The organism is Microvirga sp. GN3 (assembly GCF_055792825.1).
In genome coordinates this window covers 12210-39208 of sequence record NZ_JBVVAK010000001.1, presented here as the reverse complement: position 1 = coordinate 39208, position 26999 = coordinate 12210, and the positions used below count along the sequence as shown (strand labels likewise).

At 62.3% G+C, this 26999-nt stretch carries 23 protein-coding genes and 1 tRNA gene; 6 read left to right on the top strand and 18 right to left on the bottom strand.

The features are described 5' to 3' along the window. Positions 1-16: 16 nt before the first annotated feature. Both ACS5Q1_RS00185 and rhaI read left to right on the top strand, forming a co-directional pair. Positions 17-2122: a bifunctional rhamnulose-1-phosphate aldolase/short-chain dehydrogenase gene (locus ACS5Q1_RS00185; protein WP_473096298.1), complete on the top strand. Its 2106-nt coding sequence runs from the start codon at positions 17-19 to the stop codon at positions 2120-2122. A 130-nt stretch (positions 2123-2252) separates the two neighbouring features. Next, complete coding sequence (gene rhaI, locus ACS5Q1_RS00180) at positions 2253-3548, top strand: L-rhamnose catabolism isomerase (RefSeq protein WP_473096297.1); 1296 nt, start codon at positions 2253-2255, stop codon at positions 3546-3548. A 4-nt stretch (positions 3549-3552) separates the two neighbouring features. Here the strand turns inward: rhaI and ACS5Q1_RS00175 are convergent, their stop codons facing one another. The 4 genes from ACS5Q1_RS00175 to coxB are packed head-to-tail and all read right to left on the bottom strand — an operon-like array spanning position 3553 to position 8053. Next, complete coding sequence (locus tag ACS5Q1_RS00175; RefSeq protein ID WP_473096296.1) at positions 3553-4080, bottom strand: DUF421 domain-containing protein; 528 nt, start codon at positions 4078-4080, stop codon at positions 3553-3555. 25 nt (positions 4081-4105) lie between these two features. Then, on the bottom strand, positions 4106-4459 hold the full coding sequence (locus ACS5Q1_RS00170; protein ID WP_473096295.1) for a hypothetical protein: 354 nt from the start codon (positions 4457-4459) through the stop codon (positions 4106-4108). Position 4460: 1 nt separating this feature from the next. Further along, entirely contained in the window at positions 4461-7028 is a 2568-nt protein-coding gene (locus ACS5Q1_RS00165; protein ID WP_473096294.1) for a cbb3-type cytochrome c oxidase subunit I, read from the bottom strand. Continuing rightward, the gene (gene coxB, locus ACS5Q1_RS00160) at positions 7025-8053 is read right to left on the bottom strand and encodes a cytochrome c oxidase subunit II (protein ID WP_473096293.1); all 1029 of its coding nucleotides are present in this window, start codon (positions 8051-8053) and stop codon (positions 7025-7027) included. Before coxB ends, ACS5Q1_RS00165 begins: the two co-directional genes overlap by 4 nt. Before the next feature lie 45 nt (positions 8054-8098). Here coxB and ACS5Q1_RS00155 point away from each other — a divergent pair, with 45 nt between their 5' ends. After that, on the top strand, positions 8099-9082 hold the full coding sequence (locus ACS5Q1_RS00155; protein ID WP_473096292.1) for a cytochrome c oxidase assembly protein: 984 nt from the start codon (positions 8099-8101) through the stop codon (positions 9080-9082). After that, positions 9079-9621 (top strand): c-type cytochrome, encoded by a 543-nt coding sequence (locus ACS5Q1_RS00150; protein ID WP_473096291.1) that lies wholly within the window; start codon positions 9079-9081, stop codon positions 9619-9621. Before ACS5Q1_RS00155 ends, ACS5Q1_RS00150 begins: the two co-directional genes overlap by 4 nt. Here the strand turns inward: ACS5Q1_RS00150 and ACS5Q1_RS00145 are convergent. From ACS5Q1_RS00145 to ACS5Q1_RS00110, 8 genes are all read right to left on the bottom strand, one after another. Continuing rightward, on the bottom strand, positions 9618-10568 hold the full coding sequence (locus tag ACS5Q1_RS00145) for a hypothetical protein (RefSeq protein ID WP_473096290.1): 951 nt from the start codon (positions 10566-10568) through the stop codon (positions 9618-9620). The two genes, ACS5Q1_RS00150 and ACS5Q1_RS00145, sit on opposite strands and share 4 nt — an antisense overlap. Further along, a complete protein-coding gene (locus ACS5Q1_RS00140; protein WP_473096289.1) occupies positions 10565-11056 on the bottom strand; it encodes a c-type cytochrome in 492 nt (163 codons plus the stop codon). Before ACS5Q1_RS00140 ends, ACS5Q1_RS00145 begins: the two co-directional genes overlap by 4 nt. Next, the gene (locus tag ACS5Q1_RS00135; RefSeq protein ID WP_473096288.1) at positions 11047-11586 is read right to left on the bottom strand and encodes a DUF3341 domain-containing protein; all 540 of its coding nucleotides are present in this window, start codon (positions 11584-11586) and stop codon (positions 11047-11049) included. The genes ACS5Q1_RS00140 and ACS5Q1_RS00135 overlap by 10 nt, the downstream gene beginning before the upstream one ends. Further along, complete coding sequence (gene nrfD / locus ACS5Q1_RS00130) at positions 11583-12896, bottom strand: NrfD/PsrC family molybdoenzyme membrane anchor subunit (RefSeq protein ID WP_473096287.1); 1314 nt, start codon at positions 12894-12896, stop codon at positions 11583-11585. Before nrfD ends, ACS5Q1_RS00135 begins: the two co-directional genes overlap by 4 nt. Positions 12897-12900: 4 nt before the next feature. After that, the gene (locus ACS5Q1_RS00125; protein ID WP_473096286.1) at positions 12901-15804 is read right to left on the bottom strand and encodes a TAT-variant-translocated molybdopterin oxidoreductase; all 2904 of its coding nucleotides are present in this window, start codon (positions 15802-15804) and stop codon (positions 12901-12903) included. 5 nt (positions 15805-15809) lie between these two features. Further along, positions 15810-16460 (bottom strand): cytochrome c3 family protein, encoded by a 651-nt coding sequence (locus ACS5Q1_RS00120; RefSeq protein WP_473096285.1) that lies wholly within the window; start codon positions 16458-16460, stop codon positions 15810-15812. 91 nt (positions 16461-16551) lie between these two features. Next, positions 16552-17346, bottom strand: coding sequence for a formate dehydrogenase accessory sulfurtransferase FdhD (fdhD, locus tag ACS5Q1_RS00115; protein WP_473096284.1), 795 nt, complete (start codon positions 17344-17346; stop codon positions 16552-16554). Next, the gene (locus ACS5Q1_RS00110; RefSeq protein WP_473096283.1) at positions 17343-19655 is read right to left on the bottom strand and encodes an FdhF/YdeP family oxidoreductase; all 2313 of its coding nucleotides are present in this window, start codon (positions 19653-19655) and stop codon (positions 17343-17345) included. The genes fdhD and ACS5Q1_RS00110 overlap by 4 nt, the downstream gene beginning before the upstream one ends. 257 nt (positions 19656-19912) lie before the next feature. On the opposite strand from ACS5Q1_RS00110, the gene ACS5Q1_RS00105 reads away from it, so the two are divergent. Further along, positions 19913-19988, top strand: a tRNA-Lys gene (locus ACS5Q1_RS00105). A gap of 178 nt (positions 19989-20166) precedes the next feature. On the opposite strand, the gene ACS5Q1_RS00100 is transcribed toward ACS5Q1_RS00105, so the two are convergent. After that, the gene (locus ACS5Q1_RS00100; RefSeq protein ID WP_473096282.1) at positions 20167-21729 is read right to left on the bottom strand and encodes a 2-isopropylmalate synthase; all 1563 of its coding nucleotides are present in this window, start codon (positions 21727-21729) and stop codon (positions 20167-20169) included. Between the two features lie 437 nt (positions 21730-22166). On the opposite strand from ACS5Q1_RS00100, the gene ACS5Q1_RS00095 reads away from it, so the two are divergent. Next, the gene (locus ACS5Q1_RS00095) at positions 22167-22496 is read left to right on the top strand and encodes a hypothetical protein (RefSeq protein WP_473096281.1); all 330 of its coding nucleotides are present in this window, start codon (positions 22167-22169) and stop codon (positions 22494-22496) included. On the opposite strand, the gene ACS5Q1_RS00090 is transcribed toward ACS5Q1_RS00095, so the two are convergent. The 5 genes from ACS5Q1_RS00090 to ACS5Q1_RS00070 all read right to left on the bottom strand — a co-directional run bounded on the left by ACS5Q1_RS00090 (position 22487) and on the right by ACS5Q1_RS00070 (position 26943). Continuing rightward, complete coding sequence (locus tag ACS5Q1_RS00090) at positions 22487-23200, bottom strand: NUDIX hydrolase (RefSeq protein WP_473096280.1); 714 nt, start codon at positions 23198-23200, stop codon at positions 22487-22489. The genes ACS5Q1_RS00095 and ACS5Q1_RS00090 overlap by 10 nt on opposite strands. Then, complete coding sequence (locus ACS5Q1_RS00085; protein ID WP_473096279.1) at positions 23197-24102, bottom strand: PhzF family phenazine biosynthesis protein; 906 nt, start codon at positions 24100-24102, stop codon at positions 23197-23199. Before ACS5Q1_RS00085 ends, ACS5Q1_RS00090 begins: the two co-directional genes overlap by 4 nt. A gap of 178 nt (positions 24103-24280) precedes the next feature. Then, entirely contained in the window at positions 24281-25303 is a 1023-nt protein-coding gene (locus ACS5Q1_RS00080; RefSeq protein WP_473096278.1) for an ABC transporter substrate-binding protein, read from the bottom strand. Positions 25304-25339: 36 nt separating this feature from the next. Continuing rightward, positions 25340-26131 carry an ABC transporter permease gene (locus ACS5Q1_RS00075; protein ID WP_203443123.1) on the bottom strand — a complete coding sequence of 264 codons (792 nt, stop codon included), beginning with the start codon at positions 26129-26131 and terminating at the stop codon, positions 25340-25342. Continuing rightward, the gene (locus tag ACS5Q1_RS00070; protein WP_203443122.1) at positions 26131-26943 is read right to left on the bottom strand and encodes an ABC transporter ATP-binding protein; all 813 of its coding nucleotides are present in this window, start codon (positions 26941-26943) and stop codon (positions 26131-26133) included. Before ACS5Q1_RS00070 ends, ACS5Q1_RS00075 begins: the two co-directional genes overlap by 1 nt. Between the last annotated feature and the right edge of the window lie 56 nt (positions 26944-26999).

Sequence of the window (26999 nt, the reverse complement as noted above, 5' to 3'; positions counted from 1 at the left end):
CGGACAGGAGGAAACCGTGGACACCGCGACCCAAGCCGTCAAACTCCTCGAAAATCACTGGGATGACGCGAAGGCGGCCAAGCTCGATGAGCCGGGTCTCCTGCTCTACCGCTCCAATCTTCTCGGCGCCGATAAGCGGATCACCAATTACGGCGGCGGCAACACCTCGGCGAAGGTGATCGAGATCGATCCGCTGATAGGCGAAAAGGTCGAGGTTCTCTGGGTCAAGGGCTCGGGCGGCGACGTCGGCACGATCAAGCTCGACGGCTTTGCGACGCTCTATATGGACAAGCTGCGGTCGCTGAAGACTCTCTATAAAGGCGTCGAGGACGAAGACCGCATGGTCGGTTTTCTCCCTCATGCCACCTTCAACCTCAACACGCGTGCAGCCTCGATCGACACGCCGCTCCACGGCTTCCTCCCCTACAAGCATGTCGATCACATGCACCCGGACGCCATCATCGCGATTGCGGCCTCCAAGAATTCCCGTGAATTGACGAAGGAGATCTTCGGCGACGAGATCGGATGGCTGCCCTGGCGCCGCCCCGGCTTCCAGCTCGGTCTCGATCTCGAAGCTTTCGCCAAGGCCAATCCCAAGGCGAAGGGCGTGGTGCTCGAAAGCCACGGCCTCTTCACCTGGGCCGACGACGCGAAGGAATGCTACGCGCTGACGCTGCGCATCATCAATCAGGCCATCCAATGGTTTGCCGAGAGGACCGCAGGAAAGCCGGCCTTCGGCGGTGCCGTTACTTCCAGCCTCTCGCGAGACGAGCGCCGCAAGATCGCAGCGCGTCTCATGCCGGAGATCCGCGGCAAGATCGGCCAGGCGGAGCGCAAGCTCGGTCATTTCGACGATCAGGACGCGGTGCTGGAATTCGTCAATTCCGCCAACCTGAATCCCCTCGCCCAGCTCGGAACCAGCTGCCCTGACCACTTCCTGCGTACGAAGATCCGCCCTCTCGTCCTCGCCTTCGATCCGAAGACGCCTGACGTCGATAAGGTACTAGCCGGCCTCGATGCGGCGCTCGAGGCCTATCGCGCCGACTACGCGCGCTACTACGAGCAGTCGAAGCATCCAAACAGCCCGAAGATGCGCGATCCCAATCCGGTGATCTTCCTGATCCCTGGCGTCGGCATGCTGTCCTTCGCCCGTGACAAGGCGACGGCGCGCATCGCCAGCGAGTTCTATGTCAACGCCATCAACGTGATGCGCGGCGCTTCCACGGTGTCAGAGTATCAGGGCCTTCCCGAGCAGGAAGCTTTCGACATCGAATACTGGCTGCTTGAGGAAGCCAAACTCCAGCGCATGCCGAAGCCGAAGAGCCTCGCGGGCCGCGTGGCTTTCATCACCGGCGGCGCCGGCGGCATCGGCCGTGCCACGGCCGAGCGGCTGGTGGGCGAAGGCGCCTGCGTGGTGCTGGCAGATATCGACCAGGACTCGCTGACCACAACGGTGGAGGATTTCTCCAAGCGCTTTGGGCAGGACGTGGTGCGCGGCGTGAAACTCAACGTCACAAGCGAGCCGGAAGTGCTCTCGTCCTTCGTCGAGGCCAGCGTCGAATTCGGCGGCATCGACATCCTGGTGTCCAATGCCGGCATCGCCTCCTCGGCTCCGGTGGAGGACACCGATCTCGCGATGTGGAACCGCAACATCGACATTCTCGCAACAGGCTATTTCCTTGTCTCGCGGGAGGCCTTCCGGCTGTTCCGGCGCCAGAAGCTCGGCGGCAATGTGGTCTTCGTCTCGTCGAAGAACGGCCTTGCCTCCTCGCCCAACGCATCGGCCTATTGCACCGCCAAGGCCGCGGAAATCCACCTTGCCCGCTGTCTGGCGCTGGAAGGAGCCGATGCAGGCATTCGCGTGAACACCGTCAACCCGGACGCGGTGCTGCGCGGCTCCAAGATCTGGACCGGCGAGTGGCGTGAACAGCGTGCAGCGTCTTCAAAGCTCGCCGTCGACGAGCTGGAGGAGCATTACCGCAAGCGCTCCCTGTTGAAGCTCAACGTCTTCCCGGAGGACATCGCCGAGACGATCTACTTCCTCGCCTCCGATCTGTCCGCGAAGTCGACCGGCAACATCATCAATGTGGATGCAGGCAACGCGACATCGTTCACGCGATAAGCTGTGCACTAGCGCATCGTGCGGACCCAGAGGTCCGCTTCGAACGATGCGCTGCTTAAGGAATTGAGCATCGGATTGGATCCTAAAAGTGCAAGTCCACTTTTGGGTCCGATGCTCCAGGGAGGACGCCATGACCGAACAAAGGATTGCGGGAGAGATCGTCTCCGCCGACAACGAGAAGCGCATGAGCGCCTTGAAGGCGGATTACGATGCTCTGGGTGCCAAGCTTGCGCGTGACGGCATCGATATCAATGCCGTCACGCGCAAGGCTGCACAGTTCTTCGTGGCTGTTCCCTCCTGGGGCGTCGGCACCGGGGGCACGCGGTTCGCGCGCTTTCCCGGCATCGGCGAGCCGCGCAACATCTTCGACAAGCTCGACGATTGCGCCGTGATCCACCAGCTCACCCGTGCGACGCCGACCGTCTCGTTGCATATCCCATGGGACAAGGTCGACGATCCGAGGCGGCTCAAGACCCATGGCGATGCGCTGGGACTCGGCTTCGACGCCATGAATTCCAATACCTTCTCCGATGCGTCAGGCCAGGAGAAGAGCTACAAGTTCGGCTCTCTGAGCCACACCGATGCGGCAACGCGCCAGCAGGCCATCGAGCACAATATCGAGTGCATCGAGATCGGACAGGCCATCGGCTCCAAGGCGCTGACGGTGTGGATCGGCGACGGTTCGAACTTTCCGGGACAGACGAACTTCACCCGGAGTTTCGAACGCTATCTCGATGCCATGAAGGCGATCTACAAGCGGTTGCCGGAGGATTGGCGCATCTTCTCCGAGCACAAGATGTACGAGCCGGCCTTCTATTCCACCGTCGTGCAGGATTGGGGCACCAATTACCTGATCGCGACGGAACTCGGCGACAAGGCCTATTGCCTCGTCGATCTCGGCCACCACGCGCCGAACGTCAATATCGAGATGATCGTCGCCCGCCTGATTCAGTTCAAGAAACTCGGCGGTTTCCATTTCAACGATTCAAAATACGGCGACGATGATCTCGACACCGGCACCATCGATCCCCATCGCCTTTTCCTCGTCTTCAACGAGCTGGCGGATGCCGAACATCGTGGGGCTATAGGCTTCCACCCGGCCCATATGATCGACCAATCACACAATGTGACCGATCCGATCGAGAGCCTGATCCGCAGCGCCAACGAGATCCGCCGCGCCTATGCCCAGGCGCTTCTCGTGAACCGCAAGGCCCTTGAAGGCTACCAGAACGACAATGATGCCCTCATGGCCTCGGAGACCCTCAAGGCAGCCTACCGGATCGATGTCGAACCGATTCTGGCGATGGCGCGCCTGCAGGCCGGCGGTGCCATCGATCCGATTGCTGCCTACCGCGCCAGCGGCTATCGGCAGGCTATAGCAGCGGAGCGTCCGGCCGTAATCGGCGGTGGTGGAGGTATCGTCTGAGGGTTTAGCTTATTCCCTTCAGCGACTCAGTGCTCTCTCCGGTCTCGGCCTTGTCTTTCCGAATGATGCTGATCGTTCCATCGCCCTCGATATAGGCTTTTTTCACATCGGAGCAGTGCTCGATGCCCTGCTGTCGAAGTTCACTGTTGAGCTCTTCCGTCGTGATCATCTCCTGCCGCATGTTCCGGGGCAGCATCTTGCCGTTGTCGATCAGCAGAAGCGGCGGGGGACGGGTGAAGCGCTGGAATGCGGGGAAGTGGAAGCCGAGCCAGTCGATGGCATAGTTCCAGAAGACGATGGTAAGAACGAGAACGCCTCCCTCGGTGATCGACTTGTGATCGCTCGACATCGCATTCTGCGCCGCATCGGCGATGAGAACGATCACGAGAAGGTCTGCGACCCCGATCACGCCCGTCTGCCGCTTGAGCAGAAACCTCATGATCAGGAACAGCATGATGTAGGTCACTGTCCCGCGCACGATCATCTCGGTGATCGAGTGAACGGGTACGAACATTTCCTGCCAGTCGATCATCGTATGACCCCGTGGTATCAAAATTCTATGCACAGGCCGGAAGGATGAGGGCCGGAATCCCCTGCCACAGGATCACGAGAAGCGAGAAGCCGTTGATCAGGGCGCCCGTGTAAGTCATGAAACGATCTGCTGTGGAGGTTTGATCCCCTATCTGCGCATGTGTCCGCAGAGACCATGCCAATGCGATGGTGGTGACGACGAAAGCCAGGATAGTGGTGGCAAGAATGATCGCCTGGACGTTGCCCATCCAGAGCATCGTCGCGCCTGCCCATTCGCGGCCGCACAATGTCGATGTCGCGCCATAAATGAGCGTGAACTGGATTGCCCATGCGATAAGACCGGCCAGCATGAGCATGACCTGTCCTGTCCGTCCGGTCATGCTAAAGGCCCCCCGTCAGGTGCGGGAAACTATAGACGACCGTGAGACCGACAAGGCCCTGGCCGACCGTGTAGTACCAAAACAGCATCGTGTTATCGAAGGTCGTGCGGCGAACGCTGTCGAGCTTGCCGGCAAGCCAGCGGGCAATCGTGTAGCCCCCCATGAGGAGCGTCGTCAGCACGAAGAAGATTTGCAACGACACGATGGCGTAGACGGCGGCGCCATAGGCATGGGTCGATGGGCTTAAGGCCGATTGCCGCTGCGCCCAGAGATCGACCGCCGACGCGCCGCCGACAAACAGGAGCGCTACGGCGATGAGAAGCGGTACGGAGCGTGGACTGTGACGGTCATCTCCTCGCAAAGAGCGGCTGGCATAGGCGATGAGCGCGGCGCTGACGACGTAGAGAGCGGCGGCAAGGAAGGGCCAGATCCGTTCGGGCAGTTGGACGCCTTGGGGCGGCCAGGCGCCGGGATTTACGAGCCACAGGAAGAGATAGGAGAAGATCAGGCAGGTGAAGACCATACCGGCGACGACCATGAGGACGATCATCGCCCACCATGAATGGTTCATGGGCCCGGTGACATAGACCGGGAGAACGACGCCGCCGCCGATATCGGCCGGTGGGCGGATCGGGCCGGGGTCAGTCTCCCACAGCCACCAGATCACGAAGCCGATTGCAAGCACACCGCAGATCGCCGACGGGAACACCATCTTGACAGTCAGGAGCAGAAAGAACGCTGCCGTGAACACAGCGGCGAGCAAAGGCTGCCATCCGGGACCAGGGATCTGCAGGATATATTGCGGGCGCGCATCGAACGGGCTCGTCACCAGCGCCTCGCGCCCGCCCGTGACCGTGCCGGGCATGTAATAGCGGCCATCCTCCACGTCCTTCGGCAGGTTCGGCTGATCCCATAGAGGATCGCGGCTGACGACGGATGGAATGCTGCGCGTGGCATAATTGCCGTTCGGCAGCCATTCGAGAGTGCCGGCATTCCAGACATTGCCGGCATTGTCCTCGCTCGCGAACCGGAACTTACGGGCGAGATCGTAGACGAAGATCGTGACGCCGGCCGCGATCATGAAGGCGCCGATGGTGGAGACGAGATTGAGCGCGTCCCATCCCATACCGACCGGATAGGTGTAAACGCGCCGGGGCATGCCGATCAGGCCGGTGATGTGCATCGGCAGAAAGGTCACGTTCACACCAAGGAACATGAGGCCGAACACCCAACGCCCGAACTGCTCGGACAGAGCATGTTTGCTCGCCACGGGTATCCAGTAATAGAAGGCGGCGAAGAGCGGAAACACCATGCCACCGATGAGTACGTAATGCAGGTGCGCCACGACGAAGTAACTGTCATGCGCCTGCCAGTCGAAAGGCGCCATCGCGACCATCACGCCGGTGAGGCCGCCCAGCGTGAAGATGAACAGGAAGCCGATGATGAAGAGCGAGGGCGTTGTCAGCTTCATGCGCCCCGACGCGATGGTGGCTATCCAGGCGAAGACCTGGATGCCGCTCGGCACCGCCACCGCGGTGCTGGCCGCCGAAAAGAAGCTCAAGGACATCTTCGGCAACCCCGTCGCGAACATGTGGTGCACCCACAGGCCGAAGGACAGAAAGCCGGTCGCGACGAGCGCGAGCACGATCAGGCGGTAGCCGACGAGCGGCGTCTGCGCCATGGTCGGAACGATCATCGACACCATGCCGGTCGCCGGCAGGAAGATGATGTAGACCTCCGGATGTCCGAAGAACCAGAACAGGTGCTGCCACAGGAGCGGATCCCCACCCCTCTCGGCAATGAAGAACGGCCAGTCGAAGGCGCGCTCCATCTCCAACAGCAGCGTGCCAAGGATGATCGCCGGGAAACCGATGACGATCATGACGGCGAAGACCAGCATAGCCCATGAATAGACCGGCAGCTTGTCGAGGCTCATGCCGACCGCGCGCGTCTTCATGACACCGACGATGATCTCGATGGCGCCCGCGATGGCGGAGATCTCGATGAAGCCGATGCCGAGGAGCCACCAATCCGCGTTGTCGGCGGGCGAGTACTTGGTTCCCGTGAGGGGCGGATACATGAACCAGCCGCCATTGGGTGCGAGACCGAAGAAGATCGTGCCGAAGAAGACGAGGCCGCCGACGAAATAGGCCCAGAAGGCATAGGCCGAGAGGCGAGGAAACGGCAGGTCGCGCGCCGCCTGCATGTTCGGCAGGAGATAGACGCTCGCCGCCTCCACGGCGGGAACGGCGAAGAGGAACATCATCACCGTGCCGTGCATGGTGAAGAGCTGGTTGTAGAGATCGTGGCCGACGAGGTCGCTTTCCGGAACCGCCAGCTGCGCGCGCATGATCAGCGCGAGGATGCCCGCCAGGATGAAGAACAGGAACGCGGTGCCGACATACCATATACCGACATAGGTGTTGTTGACGTCCGTGATGAAGCTGAGACCGCGCGGGGATTCCCACGTTTTCTTGAGTGCCTCGAACTCGCCTTCGGGGCGCGGCAGCGAATTGGGGAGCTCGGGCTGCCGCGGCTCGAAGGATCTGGGGCGCTCGGGTGCGTTCATTTCAAGCTCTCCAGATAACCGGCCAATGCCCGCAGATCCTCCCCCGTGAACGAGCCATAGGACGGCATTCGCGCTCCTGGTTTGATGTGCTGCGTGTTGGCGATCCAGCCGGCGAGCGTGCCGATGTTATTGGGAAACTGGCCTGCCCCGATGGTGCGGCGGCTGCCCACATGAGTCAGGTCGGGGCCGAACCACCCATTGGCCTCGGTTCCACGCACCACATGGCAGGATCCGCATCCGCCCATGCGAAAGAGTTCGCGGCCACGCACGAGAAGCGGAAGGTCCGGCTCCGCAGCAGGCTTGGCCTGCGCTGCTCTCCAGGCATCGAAGGCGACCGGCTCCATCGCCACAACATCGAAGGCCATGCGCGCATGCTGGTCGCCGCAAAATTCGGCGCAGACGCCGCGATAGACACCGGGCCGTTCGGCCGTGAAGTTGAGCCGGTTGATGCGGCCCGGGATCATGTCGATCTTGCCACCGAAATTCGGAATCCAGAAGCTGTGGATCACATCGGCCGCGGTGACAGAAACGGCAATGGGCCGCCCGATGGGAACGACGATTTCGTTCGCCGTCGAGAACTCGGGCTGTCCGCGCTCGGCCGAATATTTCACCCGCCACCAATATTGCTCGCCGATTACCTCGATGGGAAGCGCGCCCCTAACCGGAACATCCGTGTCGCGCATGACGATCAGGCCGTAGGGCAGAAGCATCGACAGCACGACGATCGGAAAGGCCAATCCACCATAGACGATGGTCCGGCGGCTTCCGAGCCAGGCCCTCCGCTCGGGCGGGGCAAAGACCGCATAAAGCACGAGACTCGTAACAACAAGGAAGATGAGGATGGCCCCCGCCGTCATGATGACGGTAAGCCAATAGATCCGAAGAGCATCACCACCCGCCGGATCGAGCGCCGATTGCACGCCGCTGCAACCCGCAAGGGCCAGGACACAGGCAATCGCATTCACACACCTCGTCCAGGTGCGCAGCCACCATCGCAGGCTGTGCCGGGTCGCCTCGAGTTCCATTCGCCCTACATCGGTCTTGCATGCATTGAACGGATAAGCTTGGCCGTGAGCGTTGGTTCCCTCGAAATATCACCCAGCCGACACAGAAGACACGGGCTCAGCCTCGTCACTGGATTAGCCGTCCTTCTGTTCAGCTGCCCTGCCCTCGCCCATGGGACGGCACCTCACGGCCCTGGGGACCTTTGGCATTCCTGGGCGGCCGATCCACTGGTCACGATCCCGCTCATTGTTTCAAGCGTCATGTTCGCCCTCGGCGTATGGCGTCTGCGGCGAAGCCTCGGGCGCCTTCTGCCGGGATTCGGCATGCCGCAGATCCTCAGTTTCACCGTGGGGATCACGATGCTGGTCATCGCCCTTCTCTCCCCGCTTGAGGGCCTCTCCAAGCCGCTTCTCTCGGCTCACATGGTCCAGCACATTCTTCTGATCGCCGTTGCGCCGCCACTCCTCGTTCTCGGCAAGCCGGAGGTCGTGTGGCTCTGGGCGCTGCCCGAGCACTGGCGGCGCGGACTGGCTCGCAACGGACCGATGAGATCGACCCTCGCCTTCCTTGCGCCCTGTGCAAGACCGGTCTCGGCAGCGATGATCCATATGGCGACCCTGTGGGTCTGGCACAGCCCGACGCTCTTCGATGCCGCCGTTGCCTCCGACTTCATCCACTGGCTGGAACACCTCATGTTCTTCGGCACCGCGCTGCTGTTCTGGCGCGGCATCATCAAGGCAAGGACAGGACGTGAAGCAGCGGTGGCGGCACTGATCGCATGCTTCGTCACGCTTTTGCAGAGCGGATTGCTCAGTGCGCTCCTCAGCTTCGCGCGCGAGGCTTTGTATCACACGCCAGATACGGCCAAGTGGGGTTTGACCGCGTTGGAAGATCAGCAATTGGCGGGCGCGATCATGTCCCTTCCCATGTGCGGGATCTATCTCATCGCCGGATTGATCATGACACTCAGGCTCGTGACGCCGCCAGGACGGGAACGGAGGAAGCCGTTGCCGGTTGCCACATCGGACCTCGTCAAGCAAAGTTCATGATCGGGCACATACTCCTCCGCATCGCAATCATCACCGCCGTTGCAGGACTGGCCGCATGCAGCGACCCGCAGGAGAAATTCGTTGCGTCGCACATCGAGGGCGGAGACCCCAAGCAGGGGCGTGCCTTGATCCAATCGTATGGCTGCGGCACCTGCCACGCGATCAGCGGGGCCAGAGGTGCGAGAGGCCGGGTCGGCCCGGAACTGAAGGACTATGCACAGCAGCACCTTCTCGCCGGATTCCTGCCGAACACGCCGCAGAACCTGATCGCGTGGCTGGTCGATCCCGTGGCGCTGAAGCCCAGCACCGGCATGCCGTCACAGGGCGTGACGGAGGCCGAAGCCCGCCATATCGCGAGCTATCTCTATACCCTCGGCGATAGCGGGGCCCGGGTCTATCCCCCGGAGCCGCCGCTTCCGCTCCGCGGCGAGGAGACGGCGGTCGATCTCCCGGAGCCGGCGCTCACTCCGTCGGAGACGGAGCCCCGGACACGCCGCATCGTCCCGAATCAGACCACAGGGCCAGACGCGAAAAGTTAGGGCTCGGCTGCTCCTTCCTCCGCGTAGGTGGGACGAAGCTGCATGACGATCGCGAGGGCTACGATCCAGAGAACGGCGAGGATGGCGATGAGACCGAGATCGAACCAGGAGGGCTCAGCCCTGGGCTGAAGGATCCAGATGATATGCGTTCCATGGTGCAGGAGAGCGAGTGCGCTTCCAACGATCATGCCGATGCGGCTCACGCCTGAGGGAACCAGCACGACGATTGCAACCAGCATCAGGCCATATGAGACCTTGAGAAGAGCGAGGCTTTCCGTATCGGAACGCCTCAGATACCACTCGGCGCCATCCGGCAGATTGGCGAGCCAGACGATCAGGAACTGCGCGAACCATGTCCAGACCGTGAGCAAGGCGAGCGTCAGCAAAGCACGCTCAAGGCTCTTCATGCGCTTCGGCGAAGCATGCCTCGGCTTGAGCATGGTCACGAGAATCGCAATGGCCAGGGCGGCGAGAACCTGGCTCAGGCCGAAGGCAAAGCCGAACAGACTCGACCACCAATGCGGCTCACGCGACAGAACCCAGTCGTAAGCGGCAAAACTCATGACAGGCGTTAGAAGAGCCAGGCCAATGGCGCTGGCGCGGCGTACATGTCGCGTCCGGATCAGCCAGAATGCCAGCCCAGCGCAGACCGCAAGATAGCCGACACTTCGCGCGAGATAGAAGGCAGGGCTCAGAAAGGCTGCCCGCAGTGGCGGCAGACCCGCTCGCCCGGTAACCCACGGAAAAAGCTCTGCGAGACCGAAGGCGAGAGGAATGCCAAGAAGAAGCAGCAGGGGCAGCGTCAGCGCCGCGGCCTCGATCTCCGCCCGCACGTGAGCAAGCCAATGCTCGTCCATGAGATGGCCGATCATGAGCGCCGCGAGGCTGCCCATCGCGACCCCGGACAGGGACACGAATACGATATAGAAAATTTCCATCGTATTCATGGGTGCGTCGCCTCCGGAGCCGCGCCGGACTCACGGGCCTGCAAGGTTTTGACGTAATGGGCGATGGCCCAGCGCTCCTCCGGGAGCACGCGGTCCGCGTATGGGAACATGCGGCCCTTGCCGTGGGTGATCACCTGCACGATCTGCTCCGGTGCAAGCGCGAGCAGGCGCTCCTCATGATAGGAGGGCGGTGGCGGGAAGCCACGTGCGACCACCGTTCCATCGCCGCGCCCGCTGGCGCCATGGCATGGGGAGCAGAAAGCGCGGAACCGTTCTTCGCCCCGTGCCATGAGCTCTTGCGTCACCTCCGGCCCTGGTGCTGCAAGAGCGGCCTGCCGTGCCGCCGTGCCCCTGGCGATGGTGCCTGGAGGAACGGGCAGATACGGCCTTTGAATGGCGCGGGTCGAGGCGACGGCATCCCGCTGCTCCGTGCCGGTATCGCAGGCCGCTAGAAGAAAGGCAGCGATGGTGGCCGCCGCTAATCGCATGCGGGAACCTCCCGCACGATCTGCGGCGACAATGCCTCCAGGAAGTTTCGCGTGGCTTCGCTCTCGAAAAGCGGATCCTCGCTGAGAATGCAGAGGAAGAACCGGTCGTTGGAAGCTCGTTCGAAGCCGTGCACCTCGAAGACCGGATGGTGCAATCGCGGCAAGCGTAGAATCAGAAGCAGGCCGATCAACGCCGCCGCGCCCGCCCACAGAATGGCGACGATCAAGGTGGATGGAATGAAGGCGGGCCAGCTGTCGAGAGGGCGACCGCCGACATTCAAGGGATAATCAACCGCGTTCATCCAGTACTGGGAGCCATACTGGATTCCGGCGCCGATCAGCGCCGCAACGAACGCGATCCAGGGAATGATGGTCGTGTGGATCCCAAGCTCTTCCGCAAGGTCGGACAGCGGAAACGGGCTGAACACTTCGAGTTTGTTGAACCCGACACGTTTCGCCGCCCTGACGGCCTCCACCAAGGCTTCTGGTTTCCTGAATTCGGCCATGATGCCATAGAGGCGCTGCGTCATGAGGACTTCTCCAGATGCTCGTCATGCCGGGTCTCGAACATGGAGACTACGGGGAGAAAGCGCACGAACAATAAGAGAAGAGCCGCGAACAGGCCGACGGTTCCGAGAAAGAGTCCTGTCTCCGCAAGGGTCGGCGTGTAAGTTCGCCAGACTGACGGCAGATGATCGGTCTGGAGCCCGCCGATGATGATGGAATACCGGTCGAACCAGATGCCGATACCGATAGAGAAGCCGACAAAGACTCCCGCGATGGTGCTTTGCCGCGCAGCCTTCAGCCAGAGAAGCTGCGGGATCACGACGCTGTAGACGACAGCCGTCCAGTAAAGACCCGCGTAGTCGCCAATCATGCGGTTGAACATGGCTTCCTGCGTCAATCGATCCGCGAGAAGGGCCGAAGCAATCTCGTCAAGATAGAGATAGCCCGACACCAGAGCGCTCGCGAGGACGAGCTTGCCCAGAAGATCGATATCGCTTTCATCGATGTAACGCCCCAGCCGCAGGCCCCAGCGCAGCAGCATGGCGACGAGGAGAACGATGGACAGGCCCTGGGCCAGGCCGGTGGCCACGAAGTGAAGCGGTTGGCGCGTCTCGTGCCAGTCGGGCACCAGTGTCACGGCGAATTCGAAGGCCACTGTGCTCTGCATGATGAGGATCAGCGGTAGCACCAGGATGGCGACGAGGCGATAGGCACGTTGGTGATAGGCCCAATGGCGCAGGGAACCGCGCCAGCCCAACGCAAGAACACCGTAGATGCGCTTCGATGTCCTGCGGCGGGCCCGGTCACGCAGGGTCGCGAGGTCGGGAATGAGGCCGACATACCAGAGCAGGCTCGTGACGATGGCATGGGTGCTGATGGCCCAGAAATCCCAGGTCAGGGTGCTGCGGAACTGTGGCCAGACCTCGAAGGTCGCAGGATAGGGAAACACCCAGTAGAACAGCCAGGGACGCCCGAGATGGAAGATCGGGAAGATTCCCGCACAGATCACGGCGAAGAATGCCACGCCCTCCGCGAAGCGATTGACTGCCGTGCGCAGATCGTGCCGACGCAGCACCAGGATGGCCGCGAAGAGACTCGCGCCATTGGCGATGCCGATCCACCAGGCGTAGTTGATGAGGTCGAAGCCCCACACGAAGGGAATGTTCACGCCCCAGACGCCCACCCCGATGATCGTGACGGACACCAGCGTATAGCCGAGGAGCAGCACGAGCGCGGCGGAGGCTAGGAGCGCGATCCACCACATCCAGCCGAAGCGGCGGGTGAGCGGAACCTCCGCGACCGTGCTCGTAACGGCTTGGGCCTCGCTGGTCATCGGGCTACCCGTTCTCCAATGGGGATTCGATGCGGGCGAGATAGGTGGTGCGTGGCTTCGTGTTCAGTTCGCCGAGCAGCGCATAATTGTGCGGGTTCCGCTTGAGCCGACTCACGGCGCTGTCGGGATCGTTCACATCGCCGAATACGATGGCCTGCGTCGGGCAGGATTGCTGGCAAGCCGTAATGATCTCACCGTCGCGCAGGCGGCGGCCCTCGACGCGCGCGCCGGCGCGAGCTGTGCCGATGCGTTGGATGCAGTAGGTGCATTTCTCCATGACGCCGCGATCCCGAACCGTCACCTGGGGATTCATGGCATCGGCAGAGGCGCTGTAATCCGTTCCCTGATAATCGATGAAGTTGAAGCGCCGCACCTTGTAAGGGCAATTGTTCGAGCAGGTCCGCGTGCCGATGCAGCGGTTATAGACCATGTCGTTGAGCCCCTCCGACGAGTGCACCGTGGCGTTGACCGGGCACACGACCTCGCAGGGTGCCTTCTCGCAATGCATGCAGAGCACGGGCTGGAAATAGGTGTCGGGATTGGCAGGATCGCCGGCATGGTAGCGATCGATCCGCAGCCAATGCATCTCGCGCCCCTTCGCCACCTCCTCCGGACCGACGACGGCGATATTGTTCTCGGCCTGACAGGCAATGACGCAGGCATTGCAGCCGATGCAGGCATCAAGATCGATCGCCATGCCCCAGGCATGGCCATCATAAGGCCATTCCGGATAGAGCGAGGGATGATCCGTTCGCTCCAGAGCGGGAGCCTGATCGGGCGTCACGACCCGGACGATGTCGCGGCCCTGCAGCGAATGGTGTTGCTGTGTGGAAATGACCGGGATCCGCTCACCGACCTTCCTGATCTCGCCCACAGCGATCCAGGGCTGCCGCGAGGGACGCACCGCGTAGGCATCGAATCCGATGCCGTTGCCGATCCTGCCAGCGAGCTTGCGGCCATAGCCCAGGGTCAGCGTCACCGCACCTGGCGCATGGCCCGGCAAGATCCAGACGGGCGCACGGACAACACGCCCTTCGACCGTGAGATCGATGCCATCGCCCGACGACAGGCCGAAGACGGCGGCCGTCTCCGGCGCGATGAGTGCCGCGTTGCCCCAGACCTGCTTCGTCAAAGGCTTCGGCAATTCCTGCAGCCAGCCATTGTTCGCGTAGGAGCCATCCCAGATGGACGGATCGGGAGCGACGGCCACGTCGATGCCACCCGATGAAGAAGGAGCGGCAGGCTCGACATTCCAATCGGATCGCACGGTGACATCGATAGCCGGTAAAGCCGATCCCTCGATCGCGCCATCTTCGAGCGAGCGCGCCCAGCGCTCCTCGAAGTCCTCGTCCCAGGCCCCGCGCCACGTCGCCTGAACGAGGGCATGTCCATGGAGATTCTGCCCCGCCATGAGACCGAGGAACTCCTCCACGCTCAATCCCGGCTTCAGCGGCATCGTCGCAGGCTGACGCAAACCCACCGTGCCGTCGAAGGCCCGCAGGTCACCCCAGCTTTCAAGCGGATGAGCTTCGGGGATGTGCCATTGACAGACGGAAGCCGTCTCGTCGCGATGCTGGCCGAGATGCAGAGACAGCGGCGCGCGTCGGATGAGCGATGCCAGATCGATGTCCGCCGGAGCGGTATAGACCGGATTGCCACCAAGCATGACGACGTGGGATACCCCACCGGCATCGATGGCCCGTGCAAGATCCGCGAGCGTGCCCATGTCGCTCGCCATCGGTCGGACCGGTTCGATGGTGCGGATCGTCGTGCCGAAAGCGCCGAGGCCGGCATTGATCGCATGCACGAGAGCATGAACCCGCACCGATTGCTCGCGCCCCGCCGCGACAAGGCTGCGGGAGCCTGCGCGGCGTAATGCGTCCACGAGCTTCGCGACAGATGGATGTGGTGGAGAGACAGGCGCGGAATCCGTTCCGAGCGCAGCCGCGAGCGCTTGAACGAAGGCGTCGAAATCTCTCGGCCGCAGCGGAATACGCTCGTCCGCGCGAGCACCGGCTAGGCTCGGCCGGGTCTCGACCGCATAGAGACGCGGCAATGCGCGATCCTGCATTCTCCGCCGCGCCTGATAATCCGCCGCATAGCGCAGATGCCCCGGTTCTTCGGCGAACAAGTCGCCGCCGAGGGTGACGATGGTATCGGCTTGAGTCAGGTCGTAGACGAGATCGAGGTCCCGCCCGAACGCGGCCATGGCGGCTTCTCGCCTGTTGTCATCGTCGATGGGCGCGAACACATGCCATCGTGCGTGGGGAAAGAGCTGCCGCGCCTGTGCCGTCAGCCTTTGCAGAGTTGGCGACGAGGTCGGCGGCATCAGGATGTGCAATCCCCGCCCCTCTGCCACAACCATTTCATTGCGCACGGGTCGGATGAAGCTCGTGAGTTCCTCCCAGCTTCGTACCGCGCCATTCTGAACCGGCATGTCGGACCTGTCCGGATCGTAGAGGGAAAGGATGTCGGCCTGTGCGAACACATCCGTTGCACCGAGGCTTGCCGGATGGAGCGGATTTCCCTCGATCTTGATCGGCCGCCCCTCCTGCACCTTGACGAGAACGCCCCGGCCGTAGCCGTTCAAAGGCAGCGATGTGGCAATGGTGAGCGGCGCGCCTGGCGTGTAGCCTGGCATGTTGCGGCTCTGCGACAGAAGCGGTGCGTCCGTGCGGACGTTACAGGCGGCAACACCTCCAAGCGCGAAAGAAGCGCTCATGAGCCGGAGCAAGGTCCGCCGGTCGATAGAGGACGCCTGCACGATGTCCGGGAATTCGGCCTCCACATAGCGGCGCACCTCCGGCCTATCGGCCAGTTCCTCCAGACTGCGCCAGAGTCTTGGCCCTTCCTCGGTGGCGAGGCGGACCTTCACGGCGTCGAGATCGAGTGGCGTTCCTTCACGCATCGCGTCTACCGGTGGCACGTGTTGCAACTGGTGAGGCGTCGCGATGCCTCCTGATAGAACACGCGCACGTCTTCCGGCAGGTCCTTTCCGTGCGGCTCGTAACCCATCTCGAACACGGCCTCTCGTGGTCGCAGTTGCGGCACGGGATCGCGATGACAATCCAGGCACCAGCCCATGGACATGGTCTCAGTCTTCACTGTCTTCGGCATCTGATCGACGCGCCCGTGGCACGTCTCGCAGGCCACCCCTTTGGTCACGTGAACGGCGTGATGGAAATAAGCGTAGTCCGGCAGGCGATGAACGGAGATCCACTCGATCGGCTGACCGAGGATGAAGCTCGATCGGACCGGTTCGAGGACACTTGCTCCCACCCACACCTGCGAATGGCACGACATGCAGGTCTGGGCGGACGGCATGCCCGCATCGGCCGCACGCTCCACACTCGAGTGGCAATAGCGGCAATCGATGGCGAGCGATCCGCTATGGAGATCATGCCGGAAAGGGACTGGCTGCGATGCCGGCTTGCCCACATTCCAGGTGCTGCCGGAGCGCGCCCAGACATAGGCCATGACGCCGGCAGCGACGACGCCTAAGCTAATGAGCACGATGGCCACCCGAAACAGAGTGGTTGCCGCCGGTGTGAAGAGCTGCGCCATCGCCCGTGCCGCGTAACCTTTCCTGATCAGGCACTGCGCCCGAGATGAAGCTTCGCTGTTGACACAATCGGTTCAGCGCAGCTTCGTTCCCTCAGAATGCTCGAAGGTCGATGCGGTCTGGATGGGTGAACACCTCGAAGGCGTCGCCCCGGGCGATTGCCACCAGGGTGATGCCGCAGCTCTCCGCCACGCGGACGGCCAAAGCCGTGGGCGCGGAGATAGCAACCAGGATCGGCGCACCCATGCGGGCGGCCTTCTGCACCATCTCGACCGAGACACGGCTGGTCAGCAGCACCAGACCGTCGGAACATGTCTCCGATGCTCCAGCCAGGGCTCCGGCCAACTTGTCGAGCGCGTTATGCCGGCCGACGCCCTCCCCCGGACGCCAGAAAGCCGCGGCATGAATGGCTCGCGCCTCCCTGTTCAGGCGCTGAGCCTCGGAAAGGTCGGCCATGGCCGCCTTGATGGCGGCAGGCGGTAATCTAAGTTGACCTGTGACCGGCTCGACAGGACGAGCGGCCTCAGCCAGGGATTCCACGCCACACAAGCCGCAACCGACAGGACCTGCCAATGCGCGCCTGCGTACCCGGTAGGCGCGACCGCAGCGATCCGACAGCCACATCCTGATCTCGCATCCGAGATCGTGCTCGACAATGTCCATCGACAAAAGATCGGCGGGATCGGAAATGATCCCCTCCGACAGGCTGAAGCCAAGAGCGAAATCTTCCAGATCGGAAGGGCTTGCCATCATCACCGCATGGGTCGATCCATTGTAAGTCAGAGCAATCGGCGTTTCCTCCGGCACAATGCGTTCTCCGGAGGCACAGGCATCCTGTGCCACGCTCATGCGCGGCAGGCTGATAATGGGCGACAAGTGCAGGGTCATTCTGCCGCCTCCGGCTGTTGGCGCTGCAGAAGATCGATGCGGATCGGAATGGATTTCGCAGCCGGCACCTTGCTCTGATCCGCATGATGCCAGACCGGGATCAGTGGATTGCACTCCGGATAATAAGAGGCACAGCAGCCTTCGGGAATCTCGTAGGGCGTGATGCGCAATCCGCTCACCTGACGCACGACGCCATCATCGACGGCGGTCGTCAGCGTCACGAGGTCTCCCTCCGCCAGCTCTAGGCGAGCAATATCGTTGCGGTTCATGAAGAGCACCATGCGGGTGCCGCGAACGCCTCTGAATCGGTCGTGATAGCCGTAGACTGTCGTGTTGAACTGATCGTTGGAGCGTACTGTCATGAGCCTGAAGACATTAGGGTCATGCTCCTCGATGCCGAGATCTGCTTCCAGGCTCTTGGGGGAGATGAAGTTGGCCTTGCCCGTCTTGGTCTTCCATTGCCGCTCGCGGGCTGCGATGGGGCGATGGAAGCCGCCGGGTTGCCACATGCGCTCGTTGAAGCCGCGGAAATCATCCGGATAGGTTTCCTCGATCGCATCGCGAACGAGAGCATAATCGGCCACCCATTCATCCCAGGGAACCTTGTCGTTTGCAGGCAATGTCGCCTTCGCAATCTCCGCGATGATGCGCGGCTCCGACAGAAGATCGGGACTTGCGGGCTTCGCCACGCCCTTGGAGCCGTGGATGCAGGCCGTCGAATCCTCGACGGCAACGGCCTGCGGCCCGGTTTCCTGTTCGTCGACCTCGATGCGCCCGAGGCACGGGAGGATGTAGGAAATCTCACCCGGGATCAGGTGATTGCGATTGAGCTTGGTCGAGATCTGCACTGACAGGCGCAGGCGTGTCCAAGCCTCCTCCAAAGCTGCTGTTTCCGGCGCAGCCCGCACGAAGTTTCCGCCGAGCGCCACGAAGGCCTTCACCTCGCCCTTGATGATGCCCTCGCAGACCTCGACCGTGGTCATGCCCTTCCAACGCGGCGGCTCGAAACCGTACTGCTCCTTGAGCTTGTCGAGAGGCACCAGCTCGGGCTTTTCCGCAATGCCGACGGTGCGCTGTCCCTGCACGTTGGAATGCCCGCGCACCGGGCAGATGCCGGCGCCCGGCTTGCCGATATTGCCGCGCAGGAGCAGCAGATTGACGAGCATCTGCACGTTCTCGACACCGGCTTTGTGCTGGGTCAGCCCCATGCCGTAGATACCGATGACCGCATTTGCCTGGGCATAGACATTCGCCGCGGCTTCCAGTGTGGTTTGAGGGAGGCCGGAGCGGCGTTCCAGCTCGGGCCACGACGCCTGCCGGGCGGCCCGGGCGAATTCCTCGAAGCCATGGGTGTGCTCGGCGATGAAGGCATGGTCGAGAACGGGCCTGCTCGCGACCTGCCGGGCTCTATCGTCGGCTTCGATCAGGGCCTTGGCCATCCCCATGAGCGCCGCGATGTCGCCACCGATCTTGACCTGGTGATATTGCGACGAGATGCGCGTCTCAGATCCCGTCAGCATCTCCGTTGGTGCCTGAGGATTGGTGAAGCGCTCGAGACCCCGCTCCTTCAGAGGATTGAAGGTGATGATGGGGACACCGCGCTTCGAGGCGTCCTGGAGGGGATGCAGCATGCGCGGGCTGTTGGTACCGACATTCTGGCCGAAGAACAGGATGCAGTCGGCTTTCTCGAAGTCGTCGAGGATCACGGTGCCCACGGAAACGCCGATGCTTTGTGGGAGAGCCACCGAGGTGCTCTCGTGGCACATGTTGGAGGAATCCGGCAGGTTATTGGTACCGTAGAGCCGGGCGAACAGCGCCCACATATAGGACGTTTCAAGGGACGCTCGGCCGGAGGCATAGAGCACCACCTGGCGCGGATCGAACCCTTTCAGCTCCTGGCCGATCTCGTGGAACGCGTCGTCCCAGCTTACGGGAACATAGGTATCGGAGGCCGCGTCGAAGCGCATGGGATGCGTCAGGCGTCCAGCTTCCTCAAGGTCGTGATCGGTCCAGGTTCTAAGCTCGGAGAGAGTATGCTCGCTGAAGAACTCGGGTGTCACCCGCTTGGTGGTCAGCTCCCACGCCGTGGCCTTGGCGCCGTTCTCGCAATATTCGAACGGGTGCGGCTCCGCCGGCTTGGCCCAGGCGCAGCTCACGCAGGCATAACCGTCCGGCTTGTTCTGCTTGAGCAGGATCGCATTGCCGCTGACGAGCCGGCCCTCCCTCGTCAGAATGGTCTCGACGGATTTGAGGGATCCCCACCCGCCCGCAGGACCAGGATAGGGTTCGATCTTCGGCACATCGTTCATGGGGCCAGCCTCCCGCTTGCCGCCGTTCACGCGCGGCGGTCGACATAATCCATGTCAATGATCGGAAAGCCTGACCGTTCCGCCGGATCCGACTCACACGATGGGAAGGCACGGGAAGGAGGTCGGCGGAGGCGCCCCGTTAAAATCTGCAATCCGAGGCCGAAAACCGCATCAAACGGGCTAGACAGGGGGCAAGCGGTTTGTTACACGCACGGCCTCTTCAGCGGACATCGCGCCGCTGAACTCGCTTCGGCGATGGGTGTGTAGCTCAGTTGGTAGAGCAGCTGACTCTTAATCAGCGGGTCCAAGGTTCGAATCCTTGCACACCCACCAATCTCTTCAAGATAATCTTTGAGCAGCTTGAGCGGATCTAACCGCACTCACGGCCAAGCTGCGCGCGGCCATTTCTCAGACAGGTTCGAACCGCCAGCGGAAGCGCCCGCAATCTGAAGCTTTGCCGATAGCAATACACCCCCGGCGCGAACCGGGGATGCATCAGGATGAAGGAATGTTACTCCGCCGCGTGCTGGGCGTGGAGACGAGCTCCTCGGCTCATGAGTTTGTTGAGGGCGCCGAGATAGGCCTGGGCTGAGGCCACCAGGGTGTCCGGATCGGCCGCGCGGGAGGTCACGCTGCGGTTGTCGGCGGAGAGGCGCACCGAGACCTCGGCCTGGGCGTCCGTGCCCTCGGTCACCGCGTGAACCTGATAGAGCTCCAGAACCGCCTCGTGGGGCACCAGGGCCTTGATGGCGTTGAAGGTGGCATCCACCGGGCCGTTGCCCTCCTGCTCCTCGATGACGATCTTGTCGTCGACCTGGAGCCGCATGGTGGCGCGCTGCGGTCCGCGGGTTCCGGCGACGATGTGGAGCGAGACCAGCTTGATGCGGTCATGGGCCATGGCGATGTTCTGGTCGACCAGGGCCTCGATGTCTTCGTCATAGACGTGCTTCTTGCGGTCGGCGAGTTCCTTGAACCGCTCGAAGGCATCCTGGAACTGGTTGTCGGAGAGGCTGTAGCCCAGTTCCTCCAGCTTGTTGCGGAAGGCCGCGCGGCCCGAATGCTTGCCCATGACCAGAGAGGTCTTGGACACGCCGACGCTTTCCGGCGTCATGATCTCATAGGTCTGGGCATTCTTCAGCATGCCGTCCTGGTGGATGCCGCTCTCATGGGCGAAAGCGTTCCGTCCGACGATGGCCTTGTTGTACTGCACCGGGAACGAGGTGGCAGCGGAGGCCAGCTTTGAGGCCCGGGTCAGCATGGTGGCCTCGATGCCGGTCTCATAGGGCAGCACGTCGCCGCGGGTCTTGATCGCCATGACGATCTCTTCCAGGGCCGCATTGCCCGCCCGTTCGCCGATGCCGTTGAGGGTGCACTCGATCTGTCGGGCGCCGCCTTCCAGCGCAGCCAGGGAATTGGCGACCGCAAGGCCGAGATCGTTGTGGCAATGCGCGGAGAAAATCGCCTTGTCGGCATTCGGCACACGCTCGCGCACGGCCCGGAACATGGCGCGATATTCGTCGGGCGTCGCATAGCCCACCGTGTCGGGCAGGTTGATGGTGGTGGCGCCAGCCTTGATGGCAGCCTCGACACAGCGGCACAGGTAGTCGATGGGAGTACGGGTGGCGTCCATGGCGGACCACTCGATGTCCTCGACCAGGTTGCGTGCCTGGGTCACCGTGTTGGTGATGATCTCCAGAACCTCTTCCTCCGACTTGCGCATCTGGTGCGCCAGATGAATCGGCGAGGTGGAGACGAAGGTGTGGATGCGGGGACGGACTGCATGACGCACCGCTTCGCCGGCCCGGGCGATATCGGCAGAAATGGCGCGGGCGAGTCCGGCGACAGTTGCCCGCTTGACCTGCTTGGCGATGAGCGAAACCGCCTCGAAATCGCCATTGGAAGCGATGGGAAAGCCAGCTTCGATGATGTCGACACCCATGGTGTCGAGCAGTTCCGCAACCTCGAGCTTCTCCTCCAGGGTCATGGTCGCGCCAGGGCATTGCTCGCCGTCGCGCAGGGTCGTGTCGAAGATCAGAACGCGGTCCTTGGAGGAGCCGGATACGGAAGCGGTCATTAGTCTAGTCCTTCTCGGAGGGAGCGGGCCTTGGGATATGGGCCTCGGCGCTCAAGGTTGTTTCTGCTGGTCCAGAACCCCTGAGAGCCCAGGCGGCAACGCCCAGCCGACCCTCAGGGGCAGCTAAGGAGAAGGAGGCCAAGAAGACGCGCACGATCGGCCGCAGGAGCGGAGCCTTTCATCGATGCGCTGTGGGAGCCGATGATCATCGCTGCCCAAATCCTCCTCGGCCGCGGGCATGAAGCCGCGAACAACGGGCCCGTTTGTAACGGGGCTTCTGTAAGATGGCAAGCCGTTGAAACAAACGAAAAGACAAAGCTCGACTATCGTATGGGTTATAACTCGAAGCTCGGCAGGGCTGGCCTCTCTCCAAACTGCTCAAGATCGGATGAAGCTTGGCCTTTATTCCTCGCTTCTACGTCTCCAGGAGTGTTTCCATGAGAACAGCGATCCGTTCCCTCTGTCTGACGGGATTGCTGGCGCTGCCGCTGGCCGCCTGCAATCAGACCGCCTCAGCCCCTACCCCCGCGAGCACCAGCATCACGCCGCCCAGCTTTCGCATGCCCGAAGGATCGGGCTGCAAGGGCGAGATCGACCGCTACCGCGCCGTGATGAGCAACGATCTTGCCATGGGGCATGTGAACCAGTCGGTTTATAACCGGGTCGACCGGGAGATCGGTCAAGCGGAGATCGCCTGCGCGGCCGGGCGCGATGCGGAAGCCGTGCGCATGGTCAACGCCACGAAATCCCGCCACGGCTATCTCTGATCGAACATCCACGCAAAGAAGGATTGCAGGAAGAGCGGCATCCGTTCCGGATCGATATCCTCTTTCCCGCGGACAATGCGCACATCCTGCAATTCAGGTTCGTGCTGGGCCGCGATGTTGGCGCGGATCTTCGCCGCGCCCTCCTCTGCCATGACCGGCAGCGTCACCATCCGCAGGAGCGCGATGGTCGGCCAGCGCTGGACGATGATCCACTCGTCGTCCACATGGTAGTCGCTCTCGGAAAGACCTGTCTCTTCTTCAAGTTCGCGAATGAGGCTTCCTGCAAGGTCGACGGAACCGTCCGACCTCAGATCCTCGCGATCCGGCGTCCCAGCGGGGAAATAGACCCGGCCCGCATTCGTCGTGCCGTTCCCCATGACCCCGCAGATGAAAGCTCCGTCGGAACCGCGCAACGCGCCCATGGCGAAGCCGTTGGCGATGGCGGGGTCCGGATAGCCCTTGTCGATCCAGGCGACGAAATCCGCGTAATCGACCTCGAAATAGGTGCTGCGGCACAGATCCTGCTCGAACGCGACATCCTGGAGCAGAAGCACCCGCCCGTTGAACATCTGCGGCTTGCCCGCCGTGCGGCGCTTCCAGTTCTCCGCGATAAATTCCCGGTTATGCTTGGGCCATTCCCAATCCAGCGGACGATAGGATGCTTCGACACGGGTGACGCGTCGGATCTGGGGCTCACGGTTCATGCGAGGATCTCGCCGCGGCTCACCATCACGGCCTTTCCGCCGATCTCGGCTGAGACCAACGCCCCACCCTTGATCGTCATCTGCAGGGAGATCTCGCTCGGGCGGCCCATCTCGACGCCCTGCTCAATGATGATGTTGTGCTCGCCATCGCCCAGGGGTTCGCATTGCATGAGGGCGCCCGCAAAGGCCGCCGCGGCAGAGCCGGTGGCCGGGTCTTCGGCGACGCCCATACCGGGACCATACATGCGTGCGCGAAACCTCAGGCCCTCCGCATCGGGAACGCGGGCATAGACATAAGCTGCCGGATGATCGCTGTCGTTGAATGTCTTATCGAAGGCCTCGCCTTGCGGCTTGGAGCGTGCCAGGGCCTCGAAGGACGAGACCGGCACGAGATCGTAGGCTACGCCAGCCGAATGGCGGCTCGGAATATGCTGGCCGAAGCCGATCTCCGTCGGGTCGAGGCCGAGCGCCCATGCACAGTCCTTGGTCTCCTTGCCCTCGCCCCAGACGAAGGGCAGGCGCGGCAGGCGGAACCGAGCCGAACCGCTCGTCCCGTCCACCACATCGACGACACAGGGAACGATCCCGACCTGCTCCTTCAGCCCGAATACGACGGCACCCGGCTCGCCGTTCTGATCGAGAATGGCCAGGAGCACTGCCGTTCCGACGGTGGGATGGCCGGCGAAAGGCAATTCACGGGCAGGCGTGAAAATACGAATATCGGCCCGCTGGCGCGGCTCGGAGGGCGGGAAAACGAAGACGGTCTCGGAGAGATTGAACTCCTTCGCAATCCGCTGCATTCCGGCCGTATCCAGCCCGTCCGCCTCCAGGACGACGGCAAGAGGATTTCCGGCGAAGCGCTCGCCCGTAAAGACATCGAGGGTGACAAAGCGACGGGACATGCGGAGCAGACCTCTTCGGGAGCCTTCGGGGATACGAGAACACCGATTCTTCAACACCGGATGAGGTACCGTCAGGCGCCCTTCTGTCAACCGAGCGGGCGCGCTGCCGGTGCAGAGGCAAAACCATGTCGCCGGCACAGGTGGCATGCCGGCGACATCTTTCCGAAAGCCTTCCGGCTTATATCGCAGCCTGCCGCACGAAGCGGTCGTTGAAGGTCGCAGCGAGATCGACCTTGGCATCCTTCAGCTCGGGATCGAGCTGGCGCAGCATATCGAGCACGCTCTGCATGCCGCTCGTCTGAATGATGCCGTCGCGCGAATAGCTCTCGAGCGAGTTCTGCACGGCCTTGAGGTAGAGTGGCTTGTCACCCAGGTAATATTCCTCCGGCACCGTGGCGGCGATATCCTCAGGCTTCGCACTCTGGATCCACTTCAGGCTCTTCACGAATGCGTTGACGAGGCGCTGCGTGGTCTGCGGATTTTTCTCAATGAAATCCTTCCTCATGTAGAGCGTCGCCGCCGGGTTCGAGCCGCCGAAGAGCTGGCGGGTTCCGGCTTCGGTGCGGGTATCGATGAGAATCTGAATGTCTCCATCGGCCTCGAGTTTGGCGATGACCGGATCGAGGTGGGAGATCACGTCGATCTCGCCCTTCTTCATCGCGGCCACCGCACTGGCTCCGGAACCGACGCCGATGATGGCCGCATCGGATGGCTTCAGGCCCGCTTTCACCATGGCATACTGCGCAGTGAGCGCGGTTGATGATCCTGGAGCGGTAACGCCGATCTTGAGACCCTTGAAATCCGCGGCCGACTTGATCTGCCCAGCCTTGTCCTTCTTCACCGCAATCACGATCGCCGGGAAGCGTCCGAGCTCCGTGACGGCGACCACGTCCTGTCCCTTGGCCTGCATGCGGATCGTGTGCTCGTAGGCTCCGGTCACCACGTCGACGGAGCCGCCGATAAGCGCTTGGAGCGACTTCGCACCACCGCCGAAATCATTGATCTCGACCTCGAGGCCCTGCTCCTTGAAGAAACCCCGCCGCTCGGCGATGGTGAGCGGCAAATAATAGAGCAACGGCTTGCCGCCGACGCCGAGCGTCACTTTCGCCTTTTCCGGCGCTCCCTGCGCAAAGGCCTTCGTTCCAAAAGCCGCCGAGAGTCCAAGGGCTCCTGCGGTCTTCAGAAATGTACGGCGTTCCATGGCGTTTCTCCCTGTTTTGATTGGGTCGTTTTCATCCTAGGTTCGTGCAGCCAGAGAGGCTTGCGGCCGCCAAACCAGGAAGCGGTTTTCGATTCGCGTCACGAGCATGTCGATAAGAATGACGAAGACGGAAAGGATCAGCATGCCGGCGAAAACGCCCGTCACGTCGAAGACGCTCTCCGCCTCGTGGATCTTGTAGCCGAGTCCGGCGGAAGACCCGAGATATTCGCCGACGACGGCACCGACGAGCGCGAAACCCACTGACGTATGAAGCGACGAGAACACCCAGGTCAGCGCGGAAGGCCAATAGACGTGCCGAAGTAATTGGCGTTCGTTCATGCCGAGCATGCGGGCATTGGCGAGGACGACCGGCGAGACTTCGCGAACGCCCTGATAGACATTGAAGAACACGATGAAGAATACGAGCGTGAAGCCAAGCGCCACCTTCGACCAGATGCCGAGCCCGAACCATAGCGCGAAGATCGGGGCGAGCACAACGCGCGGCAGCGCATTCGCCGCCTTGATGTAAGGATCGAAGATCGCGGCGAGCAGTTCCTTTCGCGCGAAGAGGAATCCGAAGATGATGCCGCCGCCTGCGCCGATCAGAAAGGCCAGGATAGTCTCGACCAACGTGATCCAGAGATGGCCCCAGATCTCTCCGCTGGCGAAGAGGGTCCAGCACCGTTTGAGAACGTCGAGCGGCGTCGAGAAGAAGAACTGAACCTGCTTAGGCGTTCCTGAGATCGGATAGACGGTCAGCACATGCCACAGCAGAAGGAAGATCAGGCCCACGCCAATCTGGAGAACGGTCAGTTTCAGGCGTGGCATCAGGTCCCCTCCCCCTGGCTATAAGCCTTCTGAACCTCGGTACGCAGGCTTGCCCAGATCTCCTTATGGATGTGGTGGAACGTCGGCTCCAGCCGGACTTCCGCAATGTCGCGAGGTCGCGGCAACGCCACGGGGAAATCACCGATGATCCGCGCGGCCGGCCCTGCCGACATCAGAACCACACGGTCGGCCAGGGCAATCGCCTCTTCCAGATCATGCGTGACGAACATCACCGCCTTGCGGTCCGCGGCCCACAAACTCAAAAGCAGATTGCCCATGATCTGCCGCGTCTGCGCATCGAGTGGCCCGAAGGGCTCGTCCATCAGCAAAATCTCGGGATCGCGGATCAGAACCTGAGCCAGCGCCACGCGCTTGCGCTGGCCGCCGGAGAGCATGTGCGGATAGCGGTCGACAAAGGCCTTAAGCCCGACACGTCCGAGCCAGTCCCTTGCACGCTGCAAAGCATCACGGTGCGCAACACCCTTCGACTCAAGAGCGACAGCCACATTGTCGAGAGCCGTCTTCCACGGCATCAGCGCGTCCTGCTGGAAGAGATAGCCGGAGCGCAAATTGAGGCTGGAAAGATCGTTGCCGAAGATCCTGACCCGCCCCTCCGAGGGCTTCAGCAGGCCAGCCGCCGCATTCAGGATCGTCGACTTGCCCGAGCCCGTCGGGCCGACGATCGCGACGAATTCGCCTGGGCGAACGGAGAGATCGATTCCGCTGACGGCCGTGTAACCACCCACTTTCGGCCCGAACGTGATGGCGACATCGTTGAGCGCCACCGCCGCAAGGGAGGTTGCCTGATCCATTCCGATCCTCATGGTCCCTCTTTCGGGCGGCATTCTAGGACCGCCTGAAGAGGGAT